The organism is Rhodopseudomonas palustris (assembly GCF_007005445.1).
GTDB lineage: Bacteria > Pseudomonadota > Alphaproteobacteria > Rhizobiales > Xanthobacteraceae > Rhodopseudomonas > Rhodopseudomonas palustris_G.
The window spans coordinates 3,017,857-3,039,113 of the sequence record NZ_CP041387.1 but is presented as its reverse complement, the minus strand read 5'-3'; the positions used below and the strand labels follow the sequence as shown (position 1 = coordinate 3,039,113).

Genomic DNA, 21,257 nt, shown 5'->3' with positions numbered 1-21,257 from the left:
ATGGCCGCCTATATTACCCGCCGCATTCTTCTGATGTTTCCGACGCTGCTCGGGATTCTGTTCGTGTCGTTCGTCGTGGTGCAGTTCGCGCCGGGCGGGCCTGTCGAACGGGTGATCGCGCAGATCTCTGGTGCCGACACAGGCGCATCGTCGCGCGTCTCCGGCTCGTCCGGCGGCGATTTCGGTTCGCGGCCGCAAGCGGCGGGGTCGGCCGATGCGGTCAACTCGAAATATCGCGGTGCGCAGGGCCTCGATCCCGAATTCGTCAAGAGTTTGGAGAGACAGTTCGGCTTCGACAAGCCGGCACCCGAGCGCTTTGCGATCATGCTGTGGAATTTCGCCCGGTTCGATTTCGGCAACAGCTACTTCCGCGACGTCAGCGTCCTGCAATTGATCAAGGAGAAGCTGCCGGTCTCGATGTCGCTCGGAATCTGGATGACGCTACTGACCTACCTGGTGTCGATCCCGCTCGGCATCCGCAAGGCGGTCCAGGACGGCTCGAAGTTCGACACCTGGACTTCGGCGGTGATCATCATCGGGTTTGCGATCCCGGGCTTCCTGTTTGCGATCCTGTTGATCATTCTGTTCGCTGGCGGCTCGTTCTTCAGTTGGTTTCCGCTGCGCGGGCTGACATCCGACGGCTGGAGCGATTTTCCCTGGTACTGGAAGATCATCGACTATTTCTGGCACCTGACCTTGCCGCTGATCTCGATGGCGCTCGGCGCGTTCGCCACCATGACGCTGCTGACCAAGAACTCATTCCTCGACGAGATCCGCAAGCAATACGTCATGACCGCGCGCGCCAAGGGCTGCAGCCAGACCCAGGTGCTGTATGGTCACATCTTCCGCAACGCCATGCTGATCGTGATCGCCGGGTTTCCGAGCGCCTTTATCGGCGCGTTCTTTTCCGGATCGCTGCTGATCGAGACCATCTTTTCGCTCGACGGGCTCGGCCTGCTCGGTTTCGAGAGCGTGTTGAACCGGGATTATCCGGTGGTGTTCGGAACGCTGTTCGTGTTTTCGCTGGTCGGCCTGGTGGTGAACCTGATCTCCGATCTCACCTATATGTGGATCGATCCGCGGATCGACTTCGAGGCGCGGGACGTCTGATGACGCTGATCGCACGCGAGCCGATCGAGAGCACCACCAACATGCCGCTGGGCGAGGCAGTACCGCCGACGCGAAACCGGCTGGCGCTGTCGCCGCTGAACAAGCGGCGGTGGCAGAACTTCAAGGCCAATCGCCGTGGCTACTGGTCCTTGTGGATATTCCTGGTGCTGTTCGGGGTGTCGCTGTTCGCCGAGTTCATCGCCAATAACCGGCCGCTGCTGATCAAGCTCGACGGTCATTACTATTTCCCAGCCGTCGTGACGTATTCCGAGACCACCTTCGGCGGCGATTTCGAGACGGCGGCCGATTACCGCGACCCATATTTGCAGAAGCTGATCGCCGACAAGGGAGGCGTCGTGATCTGGCCTCCGATCCGTTACTCCTACGGCACCCACAATCTCGATCTGCCGACGCCGGCGCCGTCGAAACCGACCTGGATGCTGACCGAACAGGAATGCGCGGCGGTGGTCGCCAAGAAAGACGTCAAGAGCTGTCGAGACCTCGAGTACAACTGGCTCGGGACCGACGATCAGGGTCGCGACGTGGTGGCGCGGCTGATCTACGGCTTCCGGATCTCGATCCTGTTCGGCCTGAGCCTGACGATTGTGTCGTCGATCATCGGCATCGCGGCCGGCGGTATCCAGGGCTATTTCGGCGGATGGGTCGATCTGACCTTCCAGCGCTTGATCGAAGTCTGGACCGCGATCCCGTCGCTTTATCTGCTGCTGATCCTGTCGTCGGTGCTGGTGCCGGGCTTCTTCGTGCTGCTCGGCATTTTGTTGCTGTTTTCCTGGGTGTCGCTGGTCGGTCTGGTGCGCGCCGAATTCCTGCGCGGCCGCAATTTCGAATATATCACCGCGGCTCGCGCGCTGGGTGTTTCCAATGCCAAGATCATGGTGCGGCACCTGCTGCCGAACGCGATGGTGGCGACCATGACGTTTCTGCCGTTCATCGTCTCGTCCTCGGTGATGACGCTCACCGCGCTCGACTTCCTCGGCTTCGGCCTGCCGCCCGGCTCGCCGTCGCTCGGGGAACTGCTGGCGCAGGGCAAGGCCAACGTCCAGGCGCCCTGGCTCGGCTTCACCGGCTTCTTCGCGGTTGCGGTCATGCTGTCGCTGCTGATCTTCATCGGCGAGGCCGTTCGCGACGCCTTCGACCCGCGCAAGACGTTCAGGTGAGCCGCATGGACGCGATCAACCAGCCCCTGCTCGACGTCAGCGATCTGTCGGTTGCGTTTCACCAGCCGAGCGGCACCACCACCGCGGTCGACCATGTTTCGTACCAGATCAAACGCGGCGAATGCGTCGCGCTGGTCGGTGAGTCCGGTTCGGGCAAGTCGGTCAGTGCGCTGTCGATCCTGAAGCTGCTGCCTTATCCGAGCGCTTCGCATCCGTCCGGTCAGATCCGGTTCAAGGGCCGCGAGCTGCTCGGGATGTCGGAGCACGAGATTCGCGGCATTCGCGGCAACGAGATCTCGATCGTGTTTCAGGAGCCGATGACCTCGCTCAATCCGCTGCACACGATCGAGCAGCAGATCGGCGAGATCCTGCAACTGCACAGCGGTCCGCGCGGCGCCAAGGCGCGGGCGCGGATCGTCGAACTGCTGACCCAGGTCGGCATTCCCGAGCCCGAGACGCGGCTTGCCAGCTATCCGCATCAACTGTCCGGCGGCCAGCGGCAGCGGGTGATGATTGCGATGGCGCTGGCCAACGAGCCGGATCTGCTGATCGCCGACGAGCCGACTACCGCGCTCGACGTCACCGTGCAGGCGCAGATTCTGGCGCTGCTTGCCGACATCCGCGCCAGACTCGGAATGAGCATGCTGTTCATCACCCACGATCTCGGCATCGTCCGCCGCATCGCCGACACCGTCTGCGTGATGCACACCGGCAAGATCGTCGAGCAGGGGCCTGTCGAACAAGTCTTCACCGCACCTCAGCACGCCTACACGCAGGCGCTGCTCGCCGCCGAGCCGAAGCCGGATCCGGCCCCGCCGCGTCCCGACGCGCCGGTCGTGATTTCGACCGACGATCTCAAGGTCTGGTTTCCGATCAAGCGCGGGCTGCTGCGCAAGACCGTCGGCCATATCAAGGCGGTGGACGGCGTGACGCTCGCGATCCGCAAGGGCGAGACGCTCGGTGTGGTCGGCGAGTCCGGTTCGGGCAAGACCACGCTGGGACTGGCGATGTTGCGGCTGATCTCCTCCGAAGGCCCGATCGTGTTTCTGTCCAACAATATCCAGGGGTTGAAGTTCAAGCAGATGCGGCCGTTCCGCCGCGACATGCAGATCGTATTTCAGGATCCGTTCGGCGCGCTCAGCCCGCGCATGTCGGTCGGCGACATCATCGCCGAGGGACTGAGCGTGCACCAGCCGCAGATCGGCGAGGCCGAGCGCGAGGCGCGGGTGGTCAAGGCGCTCACGGATGTCGGTCTCGATCCGGCGACGCGCTTCCGTTATCCGCATGAGTTCTCCGGCGGCCAGAGGCAGCGCATCTCGATCGCGCGCGCAGTGGTGCTGGAGCCGAACTTCGTCGTGCTCGACGAGCCGACCAGCGCGCTCGACATGTTGTTTCAGGCGCAGATGGTCGACCTGCTGCGCGAATTGCAGCGCAAGCGCGATCTCACTTACATGTTCATTTCCCACGACCTGCGAGTCGTCGCCTCGCTCGCCAGTCATCTGATCGTCATGAAGCACGGCAAGGTCGTCGAGGAAGGCCCGGCGGCGGAGCTGTTCAAAAACCCGAAGACGGATTATACGCGAGCGCTGTTTGCCGCCGCGTTCCGGCTCGAAACCGCTCCGGACGTCGCCGCGGCGCAATAGGTGCTTGATGAGCGAACGTGACGAAACTGATCAGCTCGCGGATCGCGCGGCCGATGTTACCGTGTCGGTGCCCGAGACGATCGGGAAGGGCTTTATGGCCTACGAACGCTACGAGGTTTCGCTGCGGCGCGAGGGCGAACCTCCGTTGCTGCAGCAGCGCGATGTGCTGCGCGCCAGCCGGGTCGCCGCGGTGATCCCGATCGATCTCGCACGGGACGCGGTGGTGCTGATCCGTCAGTTCAGGCTGCCGGCGCATTTCGCAACCGGGCGCGGCGACATGGTCGAGATCGTTGCCGGGCGGATCGATCCGCACGAAACCGATGCCGAGGCCGCGCGACGTGAATGCATCGAGGAGATCGGGGTCGCTCCCGATCAGCTCGCGGAGCTGTACTGCGTGCTGCCGACGCCCGGCATCACCGACGAGCAGATCGTGTTCTTCGTCGGCCACGTCGATTCCAGCGCGGTGCTGCAACGTGCCGGTCTTGCCGAAGAGGACGAGGACACCGAGCCGTTCGTCGTGTCGATCGACGAGGCGCTCGCGGCGCTGAGCCGGGGCGCGTTCAGCAACGCGCTGCTGGTCACCGCGATGCAGTGGCTGGCACTGAATCGTGCGCAGTTGCGGGAGTGTTTCAGCCGAGCCGCTTGATCGCGGTCAGGGCGCTGCCGCCGTCTGCGATCCGGACGATCGCTTGCTGCGCCGGTTCGATCGCCGTCGCCATGTGATACGCGTTGGCGTGAACGATGCTCTCCGCGTCGCGCACGATCGCGACGTGGCCTTTCCAGAACATCAGGTCGCCACGCTTGAGCGCCGGCCCGCCAGTGAGCGGCAACGGTTTCCCCAGCGCTGCCTCCTGCATATCGCTGTCGCGGGGAGCGTTGATGCCGCAGGCGGCGAGCGCGGTCTGGACCAGTCCTGAACAATCGATGCCGAGACTGGTACGTCCGCCCCACAAATACGGGGTGCCGACGAAGCGCTCGGCGACGGCCACGAAGTCGGTCTCGAAGCAATCGAGCGCGGCAAGGTGCTGTAGGGGCAGGTACCAGCCGTCCTGCGTGACTGCGAAGCCCGCGTCCTCGCCGAGAACCGCGAGCCGTGCGCCGAGCGGCAACGTCGCGATCGGCGGCAATTTGATCGACGCAGCGGGGAAAGCAAAGGCGCGGAGTGCTGAAACCCTGTGGGTCGGCTTCGAGGCGGATCGACGCAAGGCCGCAACCGGCAGCCAGCCGACATAGTGGTCGGTCACGAGCTGACCCCACGCCCAGCCGTCGTCGTTGCGATCATAGATGACGACGCGTTCGCCGAGCAGCGCCTCGGTCTCCAGCGGAGCGTCGGTGTGCGGCGTCCGCCGCAGCGGTGCGATCGCGGCGCCGATCGCGAAGGTCTCGCCGTCGACGAACCGCGCAGCGGCGACCTGGCCTTCGAGATGTCTCGCCGCGAGATCGGGCCGCGCCGGCGTCAGTCTCCGATCGAACTCTGGATCAGCCATAGCGCTCGCTCAACAGCGCGAAGATCGCGCGCGCGGCCTGGCATTCGCCGCCTTCGGGCCGGCCGGGCTTGGCCTTCGGGGTCCAGCCGTAGATGTCGACATGCAGCCAGCTCCTGGCTGCTTCGACGAAACGCTGCAGGAACAGCGCGCAGGTAATCGAGCCGGCGAAGCCGCCGGACGGCGCGTTGTTGATGTTCGCGACCTTGGAGTCGAGCCACGAGTCGTACGGGGCCCACAGCGGCATCCGCCACAGCGGATCGTGCTCGGCCTTCGCGTGGCGTGCGAGGTCCAGCGCCAGCGCTTCATCGTTGGTGTAGTAGGGCGGCAGGTCGGGACCGAGCGCGACGCGGGCGGCACCGGTCAGGGTGCCGAGATCAATCAACAGGTCGGGGGCTTCTTCATCCGCATAGGCCAGCGCGTCGGCCAGCACCAAGCGGCCTTCGGCGTCGGTGTTGCCGATCTCGACGGTCGGCCCCTTGCGTGAGGCGAAGATGTCGAGTGGACGCATCGCATTGCCGGCGACGGCGTTCTCGACAGCCGGGATCAGTACGCGCAGCCGCAGCTTCAATCCGGCATCCATGATCATCGAGGCCAGCGCCAGGACGTTGGCGGCGCCGCCCATGTCCTTCTTCATGATCAGCATGGCGCTCGACGGCTTCAGGTCGAGCCCGCCGGTGTCGAAGCAAACGCCCTTGCCGACCAGCGTCACCCTCGGATGCGAAGCGTCGCCCCAGGTCAGGTCGATCAGCCGCGGCGCGCGGGTCGAGGCCATGCCGACGGCGCGGATCAGCGGGAAGTTGCGGGTGGCGAGGTCGTCGCCGACGATCGTGTCGAATGTCGCACCGAAGCGTTGCGCCAGAACCTGCGCCGCTTCGGCAAGTTCGGCCGGTCCCATGTCGTTCGCCGGGGTGTTGATCAGGTCCCGTGCCAGCGCCACGGCTTCTGCGGTGCGGCTGATCGCTGCCACGTCGATGCCGTCCGGCGGCACCAGTTTCACGGCCGAGGGCTCGGCGTGGCGATAGCGGCCGAACTTGTAGGCCCCGAGCGCGAAGGCCAGCACCGCGAGCCGGGCGTCGTGCGGCGCGTTGGCGAAGCGATAGCTGCCGGCCGGCAGCAGGCCGGGCAGGGCGCCGGGACGGAACGGGTCGTGCCCCTTGGCATCCGCCTCGTCGAGCCCGAACAACACGTGGCCGATGTCGCCTTCCGCCGTTGGCAGCGCCAGATACTGCCCGGGTTTGCCGTTGTAGCCCGCCGCCGCCGCAAACCGCTGCGCGGCTTCGGGCAGCCCGGCGCGGATCGTGTCCCAGCTCGATCTGGTGACGAACGAGATCGGAACGGCCGGCTGGTCGGAAACAGATTGAAACATCGCGTGCATGAGTTGCGTCTTTCGAATCGTGGGCGGCGGCGACGCCATCGGATTAACCCAACATTAGGGTTAACGCTCTATTGCTGAGCCGGAAGTCGTCGGCTTTGTGAGTAAGGGTGCCATGCGCGAGCTGTCTTGTCTTGCCCGGTTTGTTGCATCCGCGGCGCTGACCGTCAGCCTTGCGGTCAGTCTCGCAGGTTGCAAGACGGTGGGCATGTCGGGCGTCACGGGGGCGCTCGGCGAACGCAGCGAGGCTCCGGCCGATCCAAGCCGCACTGCGGATATCACCGGTGAGCGATACCGGGCGCGACCGAGCGATCCCGCCGCTGCTATCGCTTACGGCAACGCGCTGCGTGCGATCGGGCAGCGCGCCCAGGCGGTGGCGGTGCTGGAAAAAGCCTCGCTCGCCAATCCGAGCAACAAGGCCGTGCGCGCCGCCTACGGCCGCGCGCTCGCCGACAACGGCAATTTCCAACTCGCGTTCGATACGCTGTCGCGGGCACACAGCCCGGACAATCCGGACTGGCGGATTCTGTCGGTGCAGGGCACCGTGCTGGACCAGATGGGTCGCAACGACGAGGCGCGGCGCTACTATGCCAGCGCGTTGCGGCTGGCGCCGGGCGAGCCCTCGGTGCTGTCGAACCTCGGCATGTCCTATGTGCTGACCAAGGAACTGCCCAGGGCCGAAGAGACCTTGCGTCAGGCCTATTCCAGCGGCCGGGCCGACGAGCGGGTACGGCAGAATCTGGCGCTGGTGATCGGATTGCAGGGCCGCTACGCCGAGGCGGAGTCGATCGTCCGTGCGGATCTGCCGCCGGACGAAGCGGCCGCCAACGTCGCCTATCTCAAGCAGATGGTGAGCGGCCAGGACGCGGCGCGTGCCGGCCGCGGCGTGATGGCTTCGGGCCGCTGACGGCGAACCACGGCCGGGTCTCGATGCGTTACTGCATCGCCGCGAGGCGGATGCCGGTCGGGCCGAGGATCACCACGAACAGCACCGGCAGGAAGAACACGATCATCGGAACGGTGAGCTTGGGCGGCAGCGCGGCGGCCTTCTTCTCGGCCTCGTTCATCCGCATGTCGCGGTTCTCCTGTGCCATCACCCGCAGGCTCTGACCGAGCGGGGTGCCGTAGCGCTCCGACTGCTGCAGCGCCAGGCAGACCGATTTGACGCCGTCGAGGCCGGTGCGCTGCGCGAGGTTTTCGTAGGCCTGCTTGCGATCCTGCAGGTACGATAATTCGGCAGTCGTAAGGGTGAACTCTTCGGCGAGCGGTATCGACTGCGAGCCGATCTCGATCGACACCCGGCGAAACGCCGCTTCGATCGACATGCCGGATTCGATGCAGATCAGCAGCAGATCGAGCGCGTCGGGAAACGCCCGCTTGATCGACAATTGCCGCTTCTGAATCGCGTTCTTCAGAAACAGCATGGGAGCCTGCATGCCGAAGAAGATCGCGGCGATGCAAATGCCGATCTTGACGGTGAGCGGCTGCTGCAGATCGGTGATCACGAAGATGTACAGCGCCGAAGCCAGGCCGAAGACGACCGGCATCACCAGGCGGAAGAACAGAAAGGTGATGTAGGGCGCCTGGCCGCGATAGCCGGCCATCACCAGCTTGTCGCGCGCACTCTCCTGCGCCAGCCATTTGGCGAGGTTAAAGTCTTCCACCACGCGGGCCACGAATTTCTTCGGCGCCTGGCGCAGCGACACTTTTTCTGCTTTGGCGAGCCGGTCACGCTCGCGCTGGCGTATCCGCTCGCGTTCGCTGCCGACCGCCTTCATCCGCTTGGCCAAGGTATCGCCGACGATGAACGGGGTGACCAGCGTGTAGGCGGTGGCGGCGGCCGCGATCGCCGCGAGCAGCGTCGCCATGAAGCGCGTATCGTGGAATTTCTCGATCAGAAAATCGACCATGGATCGCCCTCAGAAGTCGAAATTGATCATCTTCTTCATCACGAAGATGCCTGCCGACATCCACAGCGCGGAGCCTGCGAGCAGAAGCCGCCCGGTGGGATGCGTCCACAGTAACGAGATGTAGTCGGGGGTGGTCAGGTAAACCAGCAGCATCACGATCAGCGGCAGCGCCCCGATGATCGTCGCCGAGGCTTTGGCCTCCATCGACATCGCCTGGATCTTCTCGGCCATCTTCTTGCGATCGCGCAGCACCTTGGAAAGGTTGCTGAGTGCTTCCGAGAGGTTGCCGCCGGACTTCTGCTGGATCGCGATCACGATGCCGAAGAAATTGGCTTCGGGCAGTGGCATTCGCTCGTACAGCCGGGCGCAGGCGTCGGCGAGCGGCATGCCGATCGCCTGGGTCTCGATGATCGCGTTGAATTCGCTGCGGAGCGGCTCCGGCGCGTCGGCGGCGACCACCTTGATCGAATCGAACAGCGGCAATCCCGCCTTGATGCCGCGGACGATGACGTCGACCGCGTCGGGGAGGGCTGCGAGAAATTTCTTTTCGCGGCGCCGCTTGAGGAAGCCCAGTGTCCAGCGCGGCAGGCCGAAGCCGGCCGCAAAGCCGAGACCGGCCGCGGCCACAAGCCCGGTGCCGATCATGATCGCGATGCCGAGGACCACCACGCCGATCGCGGCGGAGACCACGCCGAACTTGGCGGGCGTCCAATCCAGTCCCGCCTGCGACAGACGCATTCCCAGCGGAACGTTCTTCTGCTTCTGGCTGCGGGTCTCGATTTCCTTCAGCGAGCCCTCGATCTGCTCGCGACGTGATCGCTGGGTGCGGTCGACCTGACGAACGGCCGGAGTCGTTCTGGCCACGGAGGTGAGCCGCTTCTCCACATTCTTCTCGCCGGACAGCAGCGGATAGATGAAGACCCACGCCACCCCGCCGACGGCGACCGCCGCGAAGAAGCCGAGTGCGAGCGTCTGCATCTCCATCGCACCGGCTCCTTATGGGGTCGCGACGACCTCCGCGGCATCGAGCGCCGCGGCGAGTCGTTGCTCTTCGCCGTAGTAGCGGGCGCGTTCCCAAAATCGCGGACGACCGATGCCGGTGGCGCGGTGTCGGCCGACGATGTGGCCGTTGGCGTCCTCGCCCAGCAGGTCGTAGACGAAGATGTCCTGGGTGATGATGGTGTCGCCTTCCATCCCCACCACCTCGGTGACGTGGGTGATGCGACGCGATCCGTCGCGCAGGCGCGCAGCCTGGATGATGACGTCGATCGAGGCGCAGATCATCTCGCGGATGGTCCGCGACGGCAGCGCGAATCCCCCCATCGTGATCATCGATTCGCAGCGCGACAGCGCCTCGCGCGGGTTGTTGGCGTGGAGCGTGCCCATCGAGCCGTCGTGACCGGTGTTCATCGCCTGCAACAGGTCGAACGCTTCCGGACCGCGGACTTCGCCGACGATGATCCGTTCCGGCCGCATACGCAGGCAGTTGCGGACCAGATCGCGCATCGTGATCTGGCCTTCGCCTTCGATATTCGGCGGCCGGGTTTCGAGCCGGACCACGTGAGGCTGCTGCAACTGCAGTTCGGCGGCGTCTTCACAGGTGATGATGCGTTCGTCGTCGTCGATGTAGTTGGTGAGGCAATTGAGAAGCGTGGTCTTGCCCGAGCCGGTACCGCCCGAGATCAGTACGTTGCAGCGGACGCGACCGATGATCTGCAGGATCTGGGCGCCCTCGGGAGTGATCGCGCCGAACTTGACCAACTGGTCGAGCGTCAGCTTGTCCTTCTTGAATTTGCGGATGGTGAGCGCCGGCCCGTCGATCGCCAGCGGCGGTACGATGGCGTTGACGCGCGAGCCGTCGGCGAGGCGCGCGTCGCAGATAGGAGAGGATTCGTCGACACGCCGGCCGACCTGGCTGACGATGCGCTGGCAGATGTTGAGGAGCTGCTGATTGTCGCGAAAGCGGATGCCGGTGCGCTGGATGCGGCCGGCGACCTCGATGTAGACCGTGCCGGCGCCGTTGACCATGATGTCGGAGATGTCGTCGCGGGACAGCAGCGGCTCGAGCGGTCCATAGCCGAGCACGTCGTTGCAGATGTCGTCGAGCAATTCTTCCTGCTCGGCGATCGACATCACGATGTTCTTGATCGCGATGATCTCGTTGACGATGTCACGGATCTCTTCGCGCGCGGATTCGCCGTCGAGCTTGGCGAGCTGCGCAAGATCGATCGCCTCGATCAGCGCGCCGAAGATCGTCGCCTTGACCTGGTAGTAGGTGTCGGAGCGGCGGGTCTCGACTGTGGCCGGCGGAGGGGGCGTGGGGGCGGCCCGTGCGGGTGCGATCGGCGGCGACAGAACCTCCGGCCGGAATTCGGACGCGCGCGCCGCCGGCTCCGGCGCGAAGCTCGCCGGTTTCGGGGGTCTGACGTCGTTTTCCGGTCCGCGCTTACCAAACACCTCGATACTCCAACACCAGGCTTACTTGGCCCGCAGCTTCTCCAAGATCGGTGCCAGGAAGGAGCCTTTCGACTTCTTGGCTTCACCGCGCCCGGTCAATCGCTGAGCGATCTGCAGGAACATCTCGGTCGTCTTATGATTCGCGGCGATCTCCGCGATCATCTGGCCGTTGTTGGCGGCCGCGCCGAACATCTGCGGATCGAACGGGATCGAGACGATCGGAGGGCTCTCGATCGCCTTGGCGAACTCGGCGGTGGAGATCTCGGGTCGCTTGGGCACGCCGACCTGATTGAGGCAGTACAGCGGTGGACGGTCGTTCGGCCGCGCCGCCTTCAGAAGGTCGATCAGGTTCTTGGTATTGCGCAGATTGGCGAGGTCCGGCGTCGCGACGATCAGGATGTCGTCGGCGGTGATGAGGGACCGCTTGGCCCATCCGGTCCATTGGTGCGGAACGTCGAGCACGATGCACGGCATCGTGGCGCGTAGCGTATCGAAGATCGCGTCGAACGCTTCAGTGCCGAAATCGTAGACCCGGTCCAGCGTCGCCGGTGCGGCGAGCAGGCTGAGGTGATCGGTGCATTTCGACAGCAGCCGGTCGACGAATGCGGTGTCGACCCGGTCGGGCGAGAACACCGCCTCGGCGATGCCTTGCGGCGGGTCCTGGTTGTAGTCGAGGCCGGCGGTGCCGAAGGCGAGATCGAGATCGGCGACCACCGAATCCAGTGCCAGATCGCGGGCGATCGCCCAGGCGACGTTGTGGGCGACCGTCGAGGCGCCGACGCCGCCCTTGGCGCCGACCACCGCGATGATGCGGCCGACCGCCTTGGCTTCCGGCGCCGAAAACAGATTGCAGATCGAGCGCACCACGTCGATCGGCTGCACCGGCGCGATCGCGTAGTCGCTGACGCCGCGGCGGACCAGCTCGCGGTATAGCGTGACGTCGTTGACCTTTCCGATCACGATGACCCGCGTCCCCGGATCGCACACCGTGGCGAGCTGGTCGAGACCGGCCAGCACGTCGCTGCGGGCGTCGGTCTCGAGCACGATCACATTCGGCGTCGGAGCCGAGCGATAGGCCTCGATTGCAGCGGCGACGCCGCCCATCTGGATCTTCAGGTGGGCTTTGGCGAGGCGGCGGTCCTCGCCCGCGGCCTGCACCGCGGTCGCGGTTTCGACGGTCTCGCAGAAGGCTTGAACCGACACGCGCGGCGCCGGCGCGATGTGCTCGTCCGGCCCGGAGTCCGGGGCGGCGGTCGCCGATTCGTCCTGGTTCTGGCGCGAGTAGCTGATCATTGTCCGGCGTTGCTCAACTTGGTCTTGTCGGTGGTGTCCGGTTTGGTGGTGCGATAGACGTCGTTGGTCACCATGCGACGAGCGGTATAGGCCGGCGTCTCCGGCCGCGGTTGCACCAGGTCGGCCGGATTCTCGACCATTGCGGCGAGGTTGCGCTGGTTGGCGCAGCCCAAATTCCAATACGGGCGGTTGTCGTAGTAGCCCTTGTTCTTGATGCTGGGGCCGATGTCTTCCAGCCACAGCCCGCACGGCCCGGCGACGGCGGTGATCTTCGGATAGATCAGACGGATGGTCGCGAACGTGCGCGGATCCGCAGGGCGATAGTGTTTCACGGTGACGCCGCGCGGCGGCACGCCGTTGGCGGACAGCACCGATTGGATTTCCCGGATCGTATCCGATGCGGCGCGGGCGTTGGGCGTGTCGGAGGGCACCTCGGCGATGATCGCGCCGGTGCCTTCACGGAGCCAGGCCTGGCCGAGCTCGGCGACTTCGGCGCGTTGGAGCGCGGTGAGACCGCCGCGGCCGTTTCCGACGAACACCTCGACGGTGCGGTCGGCCTCGCGGATCGCGATCGGATGGCGCTGCCGATAGTCGGTCGGAATGCTCTGGGTGACTTCGACTTCCCGCTTGGTATGGGTGCAGGCCCCGAGCGATAGAGAAAAACCGATCAGGGCGACCCCGAGACCGAGGCCGCGCATCGCTCTGGCGGATGTAGGCAATGTCATCGTCTTGTCCTCGCTCCGCCTAGTCGGTGATGAAGCCGAAACGGCCGCGATAGGTGCGTGCCGGCTCGCTCCGCCCGGGAACGCCGTAGAGCTTGTTGAGGCTGCCGAGCAGATCGCTCTGCGGATCGGACGCGTCGGCGAAGCCGTCGTCGGGCCGCGACAGATCTTTCTGTGCCACCGCCCGCACCACGTAAGGGGTGACCAGCACCATCAGTTCGGTCTGGCGATTGATGTAGTCGCGGCTGCGGAACAGCGTTCCGAGAATCGGCAGTTGTGCGGCGCCCGGCATGCCGTTGATCGCCTGCTTGGTCTGCTCCTGGATCAGGCCGGCCATCGCCAGCGAGCCGCCGGAGGGGATCTCCAGAGTGCTTTCGACCCGGCGAGTCTTGATTGACGGCACCGACAGGCTGTTGATGACGACGGCGTTGTCGCTCGACACCTCGGAGACTTCCGTCATCACCTTGAGGCTGATCCGTCCTGCGGTCATTACCACCGGGGTGAAATTGAGCAGGATACCGAACTTCTTGAACACAACCGACGGGGTACAAACGCCGTTGGTGCAGGTGACGCCGCTCGGCACCGGAAATTCGCCGCCGGCCAGAAACGTCGCGGGCTCGCCGGAAATCGCCGTCAGGTTCGGTTCGGCAAGGGTGCGCACCACGCCCGCGCTCTCCATCGCCCGCAGGGTCGCGGTCACCGACGGCAGCGATCCGAATTTGGTGGTCAGCGCATTGTTGGGCACAAGGGCGCTGCCCGATTGCGTGAACGGGTTGGTATTGTTGAAGTTCACGACGGCGGTGCCGTAGGCCATGTTGGCGCTGAGATCGACTCCGAGCTGCTTGACGATGTCGCGCTGCACCTCGGCGACGGTGATCTTCAGCATCACCTGGTCGCGACCGCGGACCGCGATGTTGTTCACCACCTTCTTGTCGTCGCCGACCAGACGGGCGGCCAGATCGAACGCCTGCTGCGCCTCGATCGGGGAGGCCACCGAGCCGTTCAGCATCACGCCTTCGCCGAGTCCTTCGACGTGGATGTCGGCGGTCGGCAACGTCTGCCTGAGCGCGGTCCGGATGCCGTTGAGGTCACGGGTCACGGCGATGTCGTAAGCGGCGATCTGCCGGCCGGTCGAATCGAAGAATACGATGTTGGTCTGTCCGACCGCGGCGCCGATGATGTAGGCCCGCTGCGCCGACCGGATCACCGCATTGGCGATCTTCGGATCGGCCACCAGCACGTCCTTAATGTCGCGGGGAAGGTCGATCACCATCGACTTCCCGATGCCCAGCGCGACCGACTGCGCGTTCAGCCCGCCGGACGCAGCCGGCGCGGCGCGGTAGTCGCTTGCGTGGGCTGCCGTCCAGGCTGGGATCAGTGTCAGCACCGCTGCGGTGGACAGTGCGATGGCGGTGCCGCGCAGGGATCGCGTCGATTGAAGGCCGGTTCTGCGACTCATTTCCGTCCCCCGATCATTTCGACGTCTGGGTGGTGACGCCGTAGCGCACGATATTGACGGAGTCGCGCTTGGCGTCGTTTTCGGTCGTGGACGGCTGACCGGCGTCGGCGAGGCTGCGAAGCGCCAGCGCCAGCGTTCCGCTCTGCCGCGCCCGCGCCAGGTATTCGGCCTGCTCGGGCTTCAGCTCCAGCGTTGCGGTCTTGCCGACCACGACCTTCTGGCCATTCTTCTCCTCGATCGTCTGGTCGACCGCGAGTACGCGGACGTTGCTCAGAATGATCTCGGACACGATCTGCTCGCCACTCGGACGATCCGAGTTCTTTTCTCGCTTGGACAGGATCACGTCGACGCGGTCATTGGGCAGGATGAAGCCGCCAGCGCCGGTTTCCGGAGAGATCTCGGTCGAAATCGCGCGCATGCCGCTCGGCAGGATCGCGGCCATGAAGCCGGAGCCGTTGGCCTTGACCAGTTTCTGCTCGCGGATCGGCTCGCCGGCGATGAACGGCGACCGCGCGATCGATCCGGCGAGATCGGTCGTGGCGTTGGGTTGGTCGTTACGGCGGATGAAATGCGAGCTGGCCGTGGCGGCGGGCCAGGTCTGCCATTGCAGATCACCGGGGGCGACCGCCTGGCCGAGCGGAATATCGTTCCTGGCGACCAGGACCTCGACCGTTTGCATTTTTGCGACCGGCTCGGCGGGGGCCTGCGGCTGCGGCCCGGCGGTGCTGGCCAGATAAGCGGCGACGCCGCCGGCACCGACTGCGATGGTCAGGACGACAATGCGCGCGGTATTCATACGCTTCACTTTCCACATGACACGGGCGGCGCACCCGCCGCAGTGAGGCGAGTTGACCAGCTATTCGTCAAAGCATGGTTAATGAGGCGTATCTAAATCGCGTTAACGGGAAGTTCCTGCGCTGTCAGTGCAGCGTGAACCGGGCGAGGTCGACCGCCCCGATCCAGTCGGTTTGCGGATACACCGCGAGCGCGCCCATCGCCAGCGCGATGCCGTAGGGGATCCCGGTCTCCTGGGCATGGAGTCGCAGCAGCCAAGTCTGGCCGGCGAACACATAGGGCAGCGGCCACTGCCGGAAGCTCAGCAGCAGCAGCGTCAGCGCGCCGCCAAACAGCGAGGCGTAAAGCAGAAAGTCCAGCAGGTCGCCGAAGCCGAACCACAGCGCCGCCGCCGCCGCGACCTTGGCGTCACCACCCCCGATCCAGCCCATCGCGAAGCATCCGAACGCCACGGCCAGCACTGCTGCGCCGGCGCCGATATGCATGCCGAACACGGCGAGGCTCATGCCCGACATCGGAGCGAGCACGAGGAAGCCTGCCAGCAGCAGCAGCGATACACGATTGGAGATCGTCATCGTGAGCAGGTCGCTGGTCGCCGCGAACACCATCAGCGCGGGAAACAGCAGCAGGCGGAGAAGATCAGCGATCATGATCGGGTCTCGCCGAGGAGGCAGGGCAAAGGCGGTCGCGACTTGCGCCGACCACGTCGGTCAGCTTAGTGGGCAGAGGTGAATGATCGGGAAACGACAGCGGCCGCTCACCAGATCGTTGCGATCCGTATCGCGACTGCCACGATGCCGAGCACGAGCGCCGCGCACACCGCCGCCCGGGCGTCGAGATCTCGGAGGTCGAGCCGCGAGACCCTCTGTTTCGAAGCACGGTTAACCACGCTGTTCATGATTGCCGAGGCATTCCGTTGTCGTCCTGAAGCCGGTCGCGGAGCAAAAAGGCCTCGGATAACCGAGGCCTTTGCCTATCAATCAGCCGCGACGCGTCACTTCGCCAGTTCGTCCTTGATCTTGGTGAAGTTGGTCGAAAGCTGGCCGCCGACGCCCTGAACGGCGGCGATGATCGCCAGTGCGATGCCGGCGGCGATCAGGCCGTACTCAATGGCGGTGGCGCCGGATTCGTCCTTGATGAAACGCGCAACGATGTTCTTCATCGGGTAGCTCCATGTACACGTGGCTGTCGAACTCTGTTTGGTCTTGCCGGCGTTCTCAGCACCGTGACCATGGAACTAACCGTATGGGGTGGAAATTGCAGTGCAGTTAATTCGATTGCGTAAAAATGGGGGGATCGGGTGTTTCGGCCGCACTTATCCGGGACGGTAAATGTGCTGTTAATTTGAAGTAATTGTCGACGAAAGTCAGGCTGCACCGGCGTCTCGTTACCTTGCTTCATGCCCCTCGAAAGATCGTCTGCTTCAAAACCGGACAAACTCGATCGAATCCTCAGCATTCGATTTGCAGTTCGTTCATCAATTGGCGTCACCCTCGCTCCATCGGGCGCCGGCACCGCTGCGTATCGCTTAGGTCGGCTCGTAAACGTCCCGGAGTTGAGTATGTCGTCGATCCTCACGCGCCGCCTCGGCGCAACCTTGTTCATTCCTTCGCTGCTGCTGGGCTTGCTGTCGGCATCGGCGACCGCCGGCACCGAGGATTCGATTTCGGTCAATGTCGATCAGGCCAAGCTGATCAGGCTGCCGCAGGACATCGCCACCATCGTGGTCGGCAATCCGTTGATCGCGGACGTGACCTTGCAGCCGGGTGGCATGGTGGTCGTCACCGGCAAGGGCTACGGCGCCACCAACGTCATCGCGATGGACCGCAAGGGCGCGATCGTCGCCGATCGGCTGATCCAGGTCGAAGGGCCTTCCGACAAGGTCGTGACAGTGTATCGCGGTATCGACCGGGAATCCTACAGTTGTGCGCCGATCTGCGAGCGTCGGGTGACGCTGGGCGATTCCGAAAACTACTTCAAGTCGACCATGGATCAGACCGGGAAGCTCAACGAGCAGGCGAGCGGCGCATCGACTCCCAAGACGAATTGATGACGGCAGAGGCCGGCCGATCCGGGTTCCCGCCGGCGCCGTATGGTTGACGAACGCCTAACGTCGCGTGGCATTTTGCTCCAATCCTGCGAAACACTTCAACAATGTGTTGCGATTAGTTTCGGCGGCGAACAAGTCGACTGACGGAAGAGGGATGCGGGTCGATGCCGTCCATCGTTTCACAGGCACGCAGATTCCGCCGCGACCGGCGCGGCGCCACCGCGGTCGAGTTCGCGATGGTTGCTCCGATCTTCTTCGCCTTGCTGTTCGCGATCATCGAAATCTCGATGATCTTCTTCGCAGGGCAGGTGCTTGAAACCGCGGTGCAGGATTCGTCTCGTCTGATCCTGACCAGGCAGGCGCAGGAATCGGCGATGAACCAGGAGGGCTTCAAGACCGAGGTCTGCAATCGCGTCAAGGCGCTGCTCGATTGCGGGGTCGTCCGAGTCGACGTGCAGAACTACGGCAGCGACTTCAGCAATGTCAGCCTCGTCACCCCGATCGACAACGACAAGAACTTCATCGACAATATGAAGTACGACATCGGCGGACCGGGTGACATCATCGTGGTGCGGGTATTTTATCAGTGGCCGCTGTTCGTCACCAGGCTCGGTTTCGATCCATCGAACCTGGCCGGCGGCAAGCGCCTGTTGACGGCGACCGCCGCGTTCCGCAACGAGCCCTGAGCGAGACCCGTGATGCGCGCCCCCACTGATCGTCTGCGCCGTGCGCGCTTGCTGCTGAGGAGGCTGCGAACCGACCGCCGCGGCGTGGCGGCGACCGAGTTCGCGATCATCGTGCCGTTGATGTTGTTGATGTTGCTGGCCACCGTGGAAGTGACCTCGGGGATTGCGGCCGACCGCAAGGTGACGCTGGTGGCGCGAACCCTGTCGGACCTGGTGTCCCAAGCCACCAGCGTCACTGACAACGACATGAAGAGCGTGTTCGCAGCGAGCTACAGCGTGCTGGCGCCGTATCCGACCGCTGGCGCAAAGGCGACGATCACGGAAATCTACATCGACAAGAACAACGTCGCGAAAGTGCTCTGGAGCAAGTCGGGAACGGTGACGCAGAGCGGCACCACGGCCTCCGCCGCGCTCACCGCGTCTCCCCACGGTCAGGGCGACACCATCGGTATTCCGGACGGTCTCAAGGTCGCCGATACGTTCCTGATCTTCAGCGAGTTCAGCTATTTGTATCAGCCGGCGATCGGCTATCTGGTGCCGAAGGCGGGCGTGAGCCTGAGCGACACGGCCTACACACGGCCGCGGCAAAGCAGATGCGTCAACTACCCTCAGGCGGTCGCCTGCCCCTGAGGATCCGCGCCCTGTCGATCGCGCGAGGATCGTCCGGCGGCAAGTCGAGCGGCGGCTATTCGGGCACAGATTCCGGGAGGCAAAAAGAAACGGGGCCACGCTGATGGCGCGGCCCCGTTTGGTTCAGAACCGAAATCTGCTCAGCTTGCAGCGCGCAGATTGTCGGCCGACGACTTGCCAGAGCGGCGATCGGCAACGATTTCGTAGCTGATCTTCTGGCCCTCGCGCAGGGTGCCGAGACCGGCACGCTCGACTGCGCTGATGTGCACGAACACGTCGTTGCCGCCGTCATCCGGCTGGATGAAGCCGTAGCCCTTGGTGGCGTTGAACCACTTCACGGTTCCCATGCTCACGGGTGGTAGTCCCTTCTCAATATAGACACGGTCGATACCCACTTGGTCTCAGGTGGGCTGGTGAGATCGAATTTTTGGAAGGGTCGTCAGCGTCTGAACCGGCTGTACCGGTGGATAGCTAATGTCGTCCGGCCGAAAATCGATTAACAGATATTATGCGAAGCCTGCCCTCAAGACAATCCTGGCATGCGCGATTTTTTGATCGCGCGGGTTCCGCAAGTGGGGAGCTGTCTGCGCTTTGCCGGTGACGGCAAAGCGCCTTGTCGTTAGGCAGTCTGCCCTTAGCGGCGGCGGAACTGGCCGCGCGGCGGGCCGCTGCGCGGCGGGCCGCCCGGCCGCTCGTCCTTGTGCCGGAAGATCAGCCGGCCTTTTTCAAGATCGTAAGGCGACATCTCGACCGTCACCCGGTCGCCCGCCAGGGTCTTGATGCGGTTCTTCTTCATCTTGCCGGCGGTGTAGGCGACGATTTCATGCCCGGTATCGAGCTGCACGCGATAGCGCGCATCGGGGAGAATTTCGGTCACCAGTCCTTCGAACTGGATCAGCTCTTCTTTGGCCATCGGTATCTCCAGATCGGCTTTTCGTTAGCGATGCGGTCGTTGGTGCGCGGCCGGCTGGGCCGGGCGGTTCTTGCGCTGCAAGAACGCCACGCCCTGCAGTCCCTCGCCATTCCGACTGTGCTGCGGGCGCGCCGCCGTCTCGTGGCGGCTGGCTTCCGGCTGGCGGGCAGGGCCAGCTGCAGGACCGCGGCGCCGACGATTCTTTCCCCGCGTCGGTGCATCACCATTGCGCGGCGGATGGCCGTGGGGCGATTGACGGGGGCCGCGATGCGGCGGCGGGGTGGGGGCGGCGTGGGCGCCCGGGGTACGGCGATCTTCCTTGGGCAGCGACACCTTGATCAGCTTTTCGATGTCGCGCAGATACGCCATCTCCTCGCCGGCGCAAAGCGAGATCGCAGTGCCGTCCGCTCCGGCGCGCGCGGTGCGGCCGATGCGGTGGACGTAGGTCTCCGGAATGTTCGGCAGGTCGAAATTGAACACATGCGACACGCCGTCGACGTCGATACCGCGGGCGGCGATATCGGTCGCCACCAGGGTCCGCAGTTCGCCGGTGCGGAACGCCGCCAGCACCCGCTCGCGGTAATTCTGCGACTTGTTACCGTGGATAGCGTCGGCGGTAATGCCGGCGCGGGCCAGCCCCTTCACCACCTTGTCGGCGCCGTGCTTGGTCCGGGTGAACACCAGCGCCTGATTGACCTTCTCGTCCTTGAGCAGTTGGGCGAGCACCGCCGGCTTGGCCGAATGGTCGAGCTGGATCACCCGCTGGTTGATCCGCTCCACCGTCGAGGACACCGGCGTCACCGCAACCCGGGCGGGATCCCGCAGCATCTGCTCGGCCAGGTCGGCGATATCCTTCGGCATGGTGGCCGAGAAGAACAGCGTCTGCCGCTTGATCGGCAGTTTGGCGACGATCTTCCGGATGTCGTTGATGAAGCCCATGTCGAGCATGCGGTCGGCTTCGTCCAGCACCAGGAACTCGACCTGGGTCAGCTTCAGCGCATTGCCCTGGACCAGGTCGAGCAGCCGGCCCGGGGTCGCGACCAGCACGTCGACGCCGCCCATCAGGCTGCGCACCTGCCGGCCCATCGGCACGCCGCCGATCGCCAGCGTGGCGGTGAGATGGATGTGGCGGCCATAGGCATTGAAGCTGTCGAGGATCTGGCCGGAGAGTTCCCGGGTCGGGCTCAGCACCAGCACCCGGCAGGTCTTGGAGGTCGGCTTGATTCGATTCTGCAGCAGCCGGTGCAGGATCGGCAGCGCGAACGACGCGGTTTTGCCGGTGCCGGTCTGGGCGATGCCGACGACGTCACGGCCGGCGAGCGCGAGCGGAATCGTCTGCGCCTGGATCGGCGTCGGGGTCAGGTAGTTTTCTTCTTTGAGAGCGCGAGAGATCGGATCGGCGAGACCAAAATCCTGAAAGGAGGTCAAAAGGTGGGTTCTTTCCATGATGAAAGCAGGCGCCCGACGATCTTCGCCAGGAGCGCGCGAGTGTGTCCGGGACACCCGCGTGTTTGGGGCGTCGATCTGGGTTAGCTGAAGGGGCAAGCCAGAA

General features: G+C 64.6%; 22 protein-coding genes. 8 read left to right on the top strand and 14 right to left on the bottom strand.

Annotation, left to right across the window (positions count from 1 at the left end; all coding sequences use genetic code 11):
• From FLL57_RS13930 to FLL57_RS13915, 4 genes are read left to right on the top strand one after another with little or no spacing between them, the layout of a single operon-like run.
• Positions 1 to 1,110: a microcin C ABC transporter permease YejB gene (locus FLL57_RS13930; RefSeq protein ID WP_013501426.1), complete on the top strand. Its 1,110-nt coding sequence runs from the start codon at positions 1 to 3 to the stop codon at positions 1,108 to 1,110.
• Positions 1,110 to 2,288 carry an ABC transporter permease gene (locus FLL57_RS13925; RefSeq protein ID WP_142883182.1) on the top strand — a complete coding sequence of 393 codons (1,179 nt, stop codon included), beginning with the start codon at positions 1,110 to 1,112 and terminating at the stop codon, positions 2,286 to 2,288. The genes FLL57_RS13930 and FLL57_RS13925 overlap by 1 nt, the downstream gene beginning before the upstream one ends.
• Before the next feature lie 5 nt (positions 2,289 to 2,293).
• The gene (locus FLL57_RS13920; protein ID WP_013501428.1) at positions 2,294 to 3,931 is read left to right on the top strand and encodes an ABC transporter ATP-binding protein; all 1,638 of its coding nucleotides are present in this window, start codon (positions 2,294 to 2,296) and stop codon (positions 3,929 to 3,931) included.
• A 7-nt stretch (positions 3,932 to 3,938) separates the two neighbouring features.
• Positions 3,939 to 4,577, top strand: a complete 639-nt coding sequence (locus FLL57_RS13915) for an NUDIX domain-containing protein (protein ID WP_013501429.1) — start codon at positions 3,939 to 3,941, stop codon at positions 4,575 to 4,577.
• On the opposite strand, the gene FLL57_RS13910 is transcribed toward FLL57_RS13915, so the two are convergent.
• Entirely contained in the window at positions 4,561 to 5,418 is an 858-nt protein-coding gene (locus FLL57_RS13910; RefSeq protein WP_142883181.1) for an NlpC/P60 family protein, read from the bottom strand. The two genes, FLL57_RS13915 and FLL57_RS13910, sit on opposite strands and share 17 nt — an antisense overlap.
• Positions 5,411 to 6,793, bottom strand: coding sequence for a leucyl aminopeptidase family protein (locus tag FLL57_RS13905; protein WP_013501431.1), 1,383 nt, complete (start codon positions 6,791 to 6,793; stop codon positions 5,411 to 5,413). Before FLL57_RS13905 ends, FLL57_RS13910 begins: the two co-directional genes overlap by 8 nt.
• 112 nt (positions 6,794 to 6,905) lie before the next feature.
• Here FLL57_RS13905 and FLL57_RS13900 point away from each other — a divergent pair, with 112 nt between their 5' ends.
• On the top strand, positions 6,906 to 7,697 hold the full coding sequence (locus FLL57_RS13900) for a tetratricopeptide repeat protein (protein ID WP_013501432.1): 792 nt from the start codon (positions 6,906 to 6,908) through the stop codon (positions 7,695 to 7,697).
• Positions 7,698 to 7,725: 28 nt separating this feature from the next.
• On the opposite strand, the gene FLL57_RS13895 is transcribed toward FLL57_RS13900, so the two are convergent.
• The 9 genes from FLL57_RS13895 to FLL57_RS13855 all read right to left on the bottom strand — a co-directional run bounded on the left by FLL57_RS13895 (position 7,726) and on the right by FLL57_RS13855 (position 16,588).
• On the bottom strand, positions 7,726 to 8,700 hold the full coding sequence (locus tag FLL57_RS13895; protein ID WP_013501433.1) for a type II secretion system F family protein: 975 nt from the start codon (positions 8,698 to 8,700) through the stop codon (positions 7,726 to 7,728).
• 9 nt (positions 8,701 to 8,709) lie between these two features.
• Positions 8,710 to 9,684, bottom strand: a complete 975-nt coding sequence (locus FLL57_RS13890; protein WP_013501434.1) for a type II secretion system F family protein — start codon at positions 9,682 to 9,684, stop codon at positions 8,710 to 8,712.
• 12 nt (positions 9,685 to 9,696) lie between these two features.
• Positions 9,697 to 11,157, bottom strand: a complete 1,461-nt coding sequence (locus FLL57_RS13885; protein WP_142883180.1) for a CpaF family protein — start codon at positions 11,155 to 11,157, stop codon at positions 9,697 to 9,699.
• 21 nt (positions 11,158 to 11,178) lie between these two features.
• Entirely contained in the window at positions 11,179 to 12,450 is a 1,272-nt protein-coding gene (locus tag FLL57_RS13880; protein ID WP_013501436.1) for an AAA family ATPase, read from the bottom strand.
• On the bottom strand, positions 12,447 to 13,175 hold the full coding sequence (locus FLL57_RS13875; RefSeq protein ID WP_142883179.1) for a CpaD family pilus assembly protein: 729 nt from the start codon (positions 13,173 to 13,175) through the stop codon (positions 12,447 to 12,449). Before FLL57_RS13875 ends, FLL57_RS13880 begins: the two co-directional genes overlap by 4 nt.
• Before the next feature lie 19 nt (positions 13,176 to 13,194).
• Positions 13,195 to 14,631, bottom strand: coding sequence for a type II and III secretion system protein family protein (locus FLL57_RS13870; protein ID WP_142883178.1), 1,437 nt, complete (start codon positions 14,629 to 14,631; stop codon positions 13,195 to 13,197).
• A gap of 13 nt (positions 14,632 to 14,644) precedes the next feature.
• Positions 14,645 to 15,427, bottom strand: a complete 783-nt coding sequence (cpaB, locus tag FLL57_RS13865) for a Flp pilus assembly protein CpaB (RefSeq protein WP_142883177.1) — start codon at positions 15,425 to 15,427, stop codon at positions 14,645 to 14,647.
• Positions 15,428 to 15,551: 124 nt separating this feature from the next.
• The gene (locus FLL57_RS13860; protein WP_142883176.1) at positions 15,552 to 16,076 is read right to left on the bottom strand and encodes an A24 family peptidase; all 525 of its coding nucleotides are present in this window, start codon (positions 16,074 to 16,076) and stop codon (positions 15,552 to 15,554) included.
• 344 nt (positions 16,077 to 16,420) lie between these two features.
• Complete coding sequence (locus FLL57_RS13855) at positions 16,421 to 16,588, bottom strand: Flp family type IVb pilin (protein ID WP_013501441.1); 168 nt, start codon at positions 16,586 to 16,588, stop codon at positions 16,421 to 16,423.
• 399 nt (positions 16,589 to 16,987) lie between these two features.
• Here FLL57_RS13855 and FLL57_RS13850 point away from each other — a divergent pair, with 399 nt between their 5' ends.
• The 3 genes from FLL57_RS13850 to FLL57_RS13840 all read left to right on the top strand — a co-directional run bounded on the left by FLL57_RS13850 (position 16,988) and on the right by FLL57_RS13840 (position 18,792).
• Positions 16,988 to 17,476, top strand: a complete 489-nt coding sequence (locus FLL57_RS13850; RefSeq protein WP_013501442.1) for a pilus assembly protein N-terminal domain-containing protein — start codon at positions 16,988 to 16,990, stop codon at positions 17,474 to 17,476.
• Positions 17,477 to 17,640: 164 nt separating this feature from the next.
• Complete coding sequence (locus FLL57_RS13845) at positions 17,641 to 18,162, top strand: TadE/TadG family type IV pilus assembly protein (RefSeq protein ID WP_142883175.1); 522 nt, start codon at positions 17,641 to 17,643, stop codon at positions 18,160 to 18,162.
• 12 nt (positions 18,163 to 18,174) lie between these two features.
• A complete protein-coding gene (locus FLL57_RS13840; protein WP_142883174.1) occupies positions 18,175 to 18,792 on the top strand; it encodes a TadE/TadG family type IV pilus assembly protein in 618 nt (205 codons plus the stop codon).
• 140 nt (positions 18,793 to 18,932) lie between these two features.
• Here the strand turns inward: FLL57_RS13840 and FLL57_RS13835 are convergent, their stop codons facing one another.
• The 3 genes from FLL57_RS13835 to FLL57_RS13825 form a co-directional block, all read right to left on the bottom strand.
• Positions 18,933 to 19,145: a cold-shock protein gene (locus tag FLL57_RS13835; protein ID WP_011440687.1), complete on the bottom strand. Its 213-nt coding sequence runs from the start codon at positions 19,143 to 19,145 to the stop codon at positions 18,933 to 18,935.
• A gap of 281 nt (positions 19,146 to 19,426) precedes the next feature.
• A complete protein-coding gene (gene infA, locus FLL57_RS13830; protein WP_011159210.1) occupies positions 19,427 to 19,705 on the bottom strand; it encodes a translation initiation factor IF-1 in 279 nt (92 codons plus the stop codon).
• Positions 19,706 to 19,729: 24 nt separating this feature from the next.
• Positions 19,730 to 21,151: a DEAD/DEAH box helicase gene (locus FLL57_RS13825; RefSeq protein ID WP_185966145.1), complete on the bottom strand. Its 1,422-nt coding sequence runs from the start codon at positions 21,149 to 21,151 to the stop codon at positions 19,730 to 19,732.
• Positions 21,152 to 21,257: the final 106 nt, after the last annotated feature.